The sequence below is a fragment of the Vreelandella venusta genome (genome assembly GCF_007989605.1).
Taxonomy (GTDB): Bacteria; Pseudomonadota; Gammaproteobacteria; order Pseudomonadales; family Halomonadaceae; genus Vreelandella; species Vreelandella venusta.
In genome coordinates this window covers 117,718-124,141 of sequence record NZ_BJUL01000011.1, presented here as the reverse complement: position 1 = coordinate 124,141, position 6,424 = coordinate 117,718, and the positions used below count along the sequence as shown (strand labels likewise).

The following is a 6,424-nucleotide window of genomic DNA, read 5'->3' as shown; positions in this document are numbered from 1 at the left end:
CCCGCCTGACGCAGCACAATCGGATACGAAGCCGCGCCCGTCACGGTGCGAATATCCAGCTTGGTGTGCAGTTCGCGTAGTTTCGCGCCGTCGGTATCGACGACGGTAATATCGTTTTCCTCGCGGGCGAGGTGCTCCGCTAAGGTGCCGCCGACCTGGCCGGCGCCGAGAATGATGATTTTCATTGCTAAGCATCGGTTCCGTTGTAAGCGCCAGCGCGTTCTCGGCAAGAGATATATGCGCTGCAATAAAGACGGCGGCCAGTGTAAACCAGCCGCCGCTGAAAAGCAGGTCGTGATTACTCGAGTGTGAAGCCGACTTTTATCGTGACCTGCCAGTGAGCGATACGGCCGTCCTCGATATGGCCACGGGTGTCGGTGACTTCGAACCAGCGCAAGTTATCAATGGTTTCTGATGCTTTGGCGAGAGCATTTTGCACAGCTTCTTCAATTCCCTTTTCAGAAGAACCGGTTAGCTCGATATGCTTATAAGTGTGAGTACTCATAGTGTCTCCATCCTTGTCATCGATTCACCGCCCTGCCAGAGGGCGGTATGTTAAGCAGTACGCTTCTCTAGTCTGGCATAAAAAAAGCCATCATGACTGCTTTGCGCGGGAAACAGTTGGCGCCCTTGGCCACTTGGTTCGCCCCAGGCGACGTCATTTGGCGTGGTGACTTTTGCATCGGGCGTGCGGTCAAGAAAGGCATCGATTTGCTCAGCGTTTTCCTCGGGCAGCACTGAACAAGTGGCGTATAGCAAGGTGCCGCCTGGGCGAAGTAGTGGCCAGAGGTTATCCAACAGTTGGCCCTGTAGCTTCGCGAGCTGGCGAATATCTTCTTTACGGCGCAGTTTTTTAATGTCGGGATGACGACGAATAACGCCCGTGCCAGAACAGGGCGCATCAAGCAAAATCGCGTCGAAAGGCACGCCATTCCACCAGTCTTGCTGGGTAGCATCAGCGTGCTGCAGTTCTGCCGTTAAGCCTAAGCGGTTCAGTGTATCGTCTACACGGCTTAGGCGCTGGTTGTCGCTATCAATGGCCGTCAGAGCAATATCAAACTGCTCTAATAGGTGGGCAGTTTTACCGCCAGGTGCACAGCAAGCATCGAGAACGTGGGCGCCTGGGCGTGGAGCTAATACAGGTCCTAACAGTGCCGCGGAGAGCTGAGCCGCTTCGTCTTGGACGCTGACATGACCTTCTTCAAAGCCGGGGAGTATGGTGACATCGCTGGGTGCATCCAAGGTAATGCCATCCGGCGCGTGTAGGCATAGGTGACCACTTAACCCCTGCTCAGTCAGCAGTTGTAAATAGGCCTCACGATCGTTGTGACGTTGGTTAACTCTCAGCGTCATGGGGCCCGGTTCATTGTTCGCTGCGGCAATGGCGCGCCACTGGTCAGGCCAAGCGCTGCGCAACGCATTAAGTAGCCAGGGCGGGTGCTCTAGGGCAACGTTCTCATCTAGGTCAACAGCGGCTTGCAGCTCGTCAGATTCACGCTGGAGACGACGCAGGCAACCGTTTAGCACTCGGGTGGCCCACTCTTTACCTAGCAGGCGAGCGGCGCCAGCGGTTTCGCCAACCGCTGCGTGGGCCGGAATACGCATATAAAGCAGCTGGTAGATTCCCACCAGTAACAAGGCGTGAACATCGCTATCGCGCTTTTTAAAAGGCTGCTTGAGCAGTGTTCTGGCCAACGCTTCCAGGCGCGGCAAGCGTCGGCAGGTACCGTAACATAGCTCTTTTAATAGGCTGCGATCGCGGGCAATCACACTGTGCTCATCTAGCCCGGCCAGTGAGCCTTGGTCAGTCAAAACAGGGACTAGCGCGCGGGCAGCCGCGGCGCGAACTTCCTGGCCGCTGCCGCCTTTGGGTGGGCGATTCTGGCTCATTCACTAACTCCTTGATGAGCGGCGGCGTGCCCAAGGCGTGCGCCGACGGTAAGCGGTGTTTGGCGGGCGTTAAGCAGGTCGCGCACGGCCATCGCTTTTCCGCCCGGTAACTGGGCGTGGCTAACGCACAGTACTTCTTGGCCTTGCTCGCCACAAGCAATGCGCAGGTGATCCTCGCCATGTTCGAGTAGTGTGCCGGGCGTAGTAGAAGGCTGTTCACCTGGTTCAACACTGGCCATCAACAAACGTAGGCGATCATTACCTAATGTGCACCAAGCCACTGGCCACGGGTTAAACGCACGTATTTTGCGTGCCAGCTGTTCAGCGGGTTGATGAAAGTCCAGCTCGGCTTCCGCTTTGCTGAGTTTGGCGGCGTAGGTGATGCCCTCGTCAGGCTGCGGTGTGGCTTTTAAATCGTTGCTGTCCAGCGCATCCAGCACGTTAATCAGTGCATTCGCCCCTTGAATGGCCAGCCGATCATGTAAGTCACCGCCCGTGGTGCGCGAGGTGATTGGCGTACGAACTTCATACAGCATCTCACCGGTATCCAGGCCCGCATCCATCTGCATAATGGTGACGCCTGATGCGCTATCACCCGCTTCAATCGCGCGTTGAATAGGGGCGGCACCTCGCCAGCGGGGTAGCAGAGAAGCGTGCACGTTGATACAGCCTAAGCGGGGAATGTCGAGCACGGCCTGTGGCAGAAGTAGCCCGTAAGCAACGACAACCATTACGTCGGCGTTCAATGCCGCCAGTTCTGCTTGGGCATCAGTGCCTTTTAAACTGGCAGGCTGGTAGACAGGTAGCCCATGCTCAACAGCGAGCTGCTTGACGGGGCTGGGAGTGAGCTTGCGCCCGCGGCCTGCTGGGCGGTCAGGTTGAGTATAGACCGCTACCACTTGATGCTGACTTTCGAGCACGGCAGCAAGGCTTGAAGCGGCGAAATCAGGTGTGCCAGCAAAAACAACGCGCAACTGTGACATGATGATGACTACCTAGCATTGAAGGGGGGGAAGTAATCGTGTGCCGTGGGGGAAACAAATAAAGGCCGAGAAGCAACGCTACAACGCACCAGCAATAACATTCTGTGCGCTTGCAGCGTGTCAGCTCGGCCAGCAGTAACACGGCGTAGGTTGGTTTATGCGTCGTTTAATAGCTTGTGGCGTTTCTGCATCTTTTTCATCACTCGGTCACGCTTTAGGGGTGATAAATAGTCAACAAAAAGCACGCCTTCTAAATGGTCATACTCATGCTGAATGCAGTGGGCTAATAAGCCATCGGCTTCTAGCTCGTAGGGCTCACCACTACGGTCTAGCGCGTTCAGCTTTACTTTTAAATAGCGCGGGACTTCCGCGTAGTATTCGGGAATCGATAGACAGCCTTCAGAAAGCGGCTCTTTTTCGTCACCAATCGGCTCGTAGCGCGGATTAATAAGTACGAGCGGCTGCGAGTTATCATCGCTGACATCCATTACTACGACACGTCGATGAACATCGATTTGCGTCGCTGCAAGGCCGATGCCGCGCGCGTCGTACATAGTCTCCAACATATCGTCGACGAGCTGGCGGACCTCATCGTCAACGGTTTCCACCGGTGCAGCCTTGGTGCGCAGGCGCTCGTCGGGGAATTCGAGAATAGGAAGTTTGGCCATGGCGTTACAATCACCGTTATGCTGAGTCTTTAATATGAGCAGGCTTTGCCATCTGTGTTGGCAGGCCTAAGTGCTTTACTATCGGCCACTATATCATGCTGTAAGCGTTCCTGGGCACGTACAACGCCATGCAGCTCCCCACAACGGCGTCACCAATAACTGACAAGAGAGCACAGGATGGTGGTGAAAAGGGCAGTGGCGAAAAGATTTCTTTATTATAGCGTGTCGTTGGCATGTTTGACGCTTATGACGACCGCCGCATTGGCATGGGAATCTCCGCAGCAGGTGGTAAGGCTTTCTCCCCAGATGCGTGCCATTCCTCAGCAACAGGCAATGGCGCCGCTGCCGATGGAAACGATTCAGGCGTTTTTGCGAGAGTATCGCGTCGTAGAACCAGGCGAGCCTATACGGGAGCTGGCCTACGTCGTGGGCGGCGAGAATCAACGCTTGATGAGTGGCGCGGGCGATACGCTGTACGCCCGCGGCGTGCTACCGCCCAGAGCGCGTTTAGGTATTTATCGTCCGGGCGAGCGTTATGTTTCCGCTGAGGGTACTCCGTTAGGTACGGAGTTAATCAATATTGGCGAAGCGCGCCAGCTCAGCAGAGAGGGAGAGATTGTCCGCCTAGAAGTACTTAGCGCCTACCAAGAGGTGCGTAATAACGATATTTTGCTGCCGCTTGACGCCCCGTTGTTTGCATCTCAGTCGTCAGAAAATAGTTTTCAGCCTCGTTTACCGTTGAACGATGTTGCAGGCCAGATTATTGCGGTACCTGGCGGAGTGCGCTTTATTGGACGCTTACAAATAGTGGCACTGGATATTGGAACTCAGGATGGCTTGCAGCCTGGCCATGTATTACATGTTGGCCAGCAGGGGGAACTTGTTAATGACCCGCGTAGCCAAGAGCTTCTGCAACTGCCCGCCACTGAAGCGGGAAGGGTCATGGTGGTAAAGCCATATAGTCTGATGAGCTATGCGTTGGTGATGCAGGCATCGAACGTTTTAGCGGTTGGAGACCGGGTACACACGCCGATACGCTAAACACCATACAACTAACAGGGGATAGGTATGGATGCCAAGGAGTGGCTTGTGGTGAATGAGCTACCGGGTATGGGAGCGCTTCGCACCGCAGCGCTGGCTGAGAAGCAGCCGCAATGGCCCCATGGCTGGCTTGCTGGGTTGCCTAGCAACGCTGCGAGCGCACTGCGGCTTTGGCTAGCGCAGCCAGAGCGAAGCCCGTTGCAGCAGGCAATCGATCATACCTTAGCATGGCTAGAGGCCGCGCCTAATCGCCATTTGCTCCATCGCAATCATCCCGCGTGGCCTGAGTTGCTCGACCAATTGCCAGATCCCCCCGTGGTGCTGTGGGCACAAGGCGATCTTAGCGCACTAGATGGCCCAAAACTGGCTATGGTGGGCACTCGGCGTCCCACCTCTGAAGGAAGTGGTAATGCCCAGGCGTTTGCCAGAGAGCTTGTTAATCGTGGCTGGTGTATCGTCAGCGGCATGGCACTCGGTGTTGATGGGGTGGCACAGCGCGCCGCGTTAGCAGCAGGTGGGCAGTCGATTGCGGTGCTTGGCTGTGGCGTTGATGTCATTTATCCGCCCCGTCACCGTGATTTACATGAGCAGCTAAGTAGCGTGCCAGGAGGCTTGTTATTATCTGAGCATCCGCCGGGAACCGTTGCTCGGCCAGCCTTCTTTCCTCGACGTAACCGAATTGTGACCGGCCTTTCATTAGGTACGTTAGTGGTCGAAGCGACTGAGAAAAGCGGTTCCTTGGTCAGCGCACGATTAGCCCTTGAGCAAGACCGTGAGTTGTTTGCACTGCCCGGGTCGCTACATAACGTGCAGGCTCGCGGTTGCCTGCAGTTATTACGTAGTGGTGCGACGCTGGTGCGTCATGTGGACGATATTTTAGAAGAGTTGCAGCACTGGGCTGAACGCTATATGCCAACCGGTTCACGTACTATCGCTGACAACGCAAGCCTTGATTTGCCTATTGAAAGCGATGAGTCCAAGGACAATCTGCTAAGCGCGCTGGGCGCAACGCCAACGCCAATTGATGTACTGGTTCAGAGCGCGGGCCTTACGGTTAGTGAATGCCAACAACGTTTATTGATGCTGGAGCTTGATGGCAAAGTGGCGCAACAAGCGGGTGGCTGGGTGCGTTTAACGCGGCCATGGTAGGATGTAAGTAACCGTTTTTCATCTACTGAAGATGTAATAATCTCAGGTGATGAGGGGCCGCGTTTGTAACGAGGAGCATCTATGAAATCGGCTGTTGAGGTTAAAGAAGCGGTACGAGCATTGAAAGAGGGGGGCGTTATCGCTTGCCCTACCGAAGCAGTCTGGGGGCTGAGCTGTGACCCAGATAACGATGAAGCGTTAGCGCATTTGATGCGTATGAAAGAGCGTGACCCTGCCAAAGGGGTGATTCTAGTTGCTGCGAATATTCAGCAATTTCAGCCTTGGCTAAACCAACTGCCAGTTGCACTGCATGCGCCCTTAGCAGCCAGTTGGCCTGGCCCCAATACTTGGCTAGTGCCTGACAATGGCCGTAGTCATGGTTTGGTACGCGGTGCCCATCAGAGTGTGGCTCTGCGGGTGACCGACCATCCGCTAATGAAAGCGCTCTGTGAGGCCTTTGGTGGCCCACTCGTCTCGACCTCCGCTAATCGCGCGGGCGATCCCCCCGCCATGAGCGCTGATGAAGTCGCGACCATTTTCGGTGAGGAGGTCGCCGCGATTGTTGCGGGTGAGCTTGGGGGTAACGCAAAGCCCAGCACCATCAGAGACCTGGTGTCGGGCAAAGTCATGCGTTCATAGCGAAGCGCCTTGAGCTGTCTCTGTCGTTGACTACTTACCAATCACACTTATCCT

The 6,424-nt window shown here is 55.5% G+C and carries 8 protein-coding genes; 3 read left to right on the top strand and 5 right to left on the bottom strand.

The window, feature by feature from the left end:
• From HVE01_RS13770 to def, 5 genes are all read right to left on the bottom strand, one after another.
• Positions 1 to 185 (bottom strand): NAD-binding protein (locus HVE01_RS13770; RefSeq protein ID WP_186808850.1); only part of this gene is annotated, 185 nt, incomplete at its 3' end.
• 113 nt (positions 186 to 298) lie between these two features.
• Positions 299 to 505 carry a dodecin gene (locus HVE01_RS13765; RefSeq protein ID WP_125745586.1) on the bottom strand — a complete coding sequence of 69 codons (207 nt, stop codon included), beginning with the start codon at positions 503 to 505 and terminating at the stop codon, positions 299 to 301.
• Positions 506 to 555: 50 nt separating this feature from the next.
• Positions 556 to 1,890, bottom strand: coding sequence for a 16S rRNA (cytosine(967)-C(5))-methyltransferase RsmB (gene rsmB / locus HVE01_RS13760; RefSeq protein WP_125745588.1), 1,335 nt, complete (start codon positions 1,888 to 1,890; stop codon positions 556 to 558).
• The gene (gene fmt, locus HVE01_RS13755) at positions 1,887 to 2,873 is read right to left on the bottom strand and encodes a methionyl-tRNA formyltransferase (protein ID WP_146944766.1); all 987 of its coding nucleotides are present in this window, start codon (positions 2,871 to 2,873) and stop codon (positions 1,887 to 1,889) included. The genes rsmB and fmt overlap by 4 nt, the downstream gene beginning before the upstream one ends.
• Positions 2,874 to 3,028: 155 nt before the next feature.
• Entirely contained in the window at positions 3,029 to 3,541 is a 513-nt protein-coding gene (gene def, locus HVE01_RS13750) for a peptide deformylase (RefSeq protein WP_125745592.1), read from the bottom strand.
• Between the two features lie 177 nt (positions 3,542 to 3,718).
• Here def and HVE01_RS13745 point away from each other — a divergent pair, with 177 nt between their 5' ends.
• The 3 genes from HVE01_RS13745 to tsaC all read left to right on the top strand — a co-directional run bounded on the left by HVE01_RS13745 (position 3,719) and on the right by tsaC (position 6,370).
• Positions 3,719 to 4,582, top strand: a complete 864-nt coding sequence (locus tag HVE01_RS13745) for a peptidoglycan-binding protein (protein ID WP_146944764.1) — start codon at positions 3,719 to 3,721, stop codon at positions 4,580 to 4,582.
• 27 nt (positions 4,583 to 4,609) lie between these two features.
• On the top strand, positions 4,610 to 5,731 hold the full coding sequence (dprA, locus tag HVE01_RS13740) for a DNA-processing protein DprA (RefSeq protein WP_146944762.1): 1,122 nt from the start codon (positions 4,610 to 4,612) through the stop codon (positions 5,729 to 5,731).
• A gap of 81 nt (positions 5,732 to 5,812) precedes the next feature.
• The gene (tsaC, locus tag HVE01_RS13735) at positions 5,813 to 6,370 is read left to right on the top strand and encodes an L-threonylcarbamoyladenylate synthase type 1 TsaC (protein ID WP_125745597.1); all 558 of its coding nucleotides are present in this window, start codon (positions 5,813 to 5,815) and stop codon (positions 6,368 to 6,370) included.
• Positions 6,371 to 6,424: the final 54 nt, after the last annotated feature.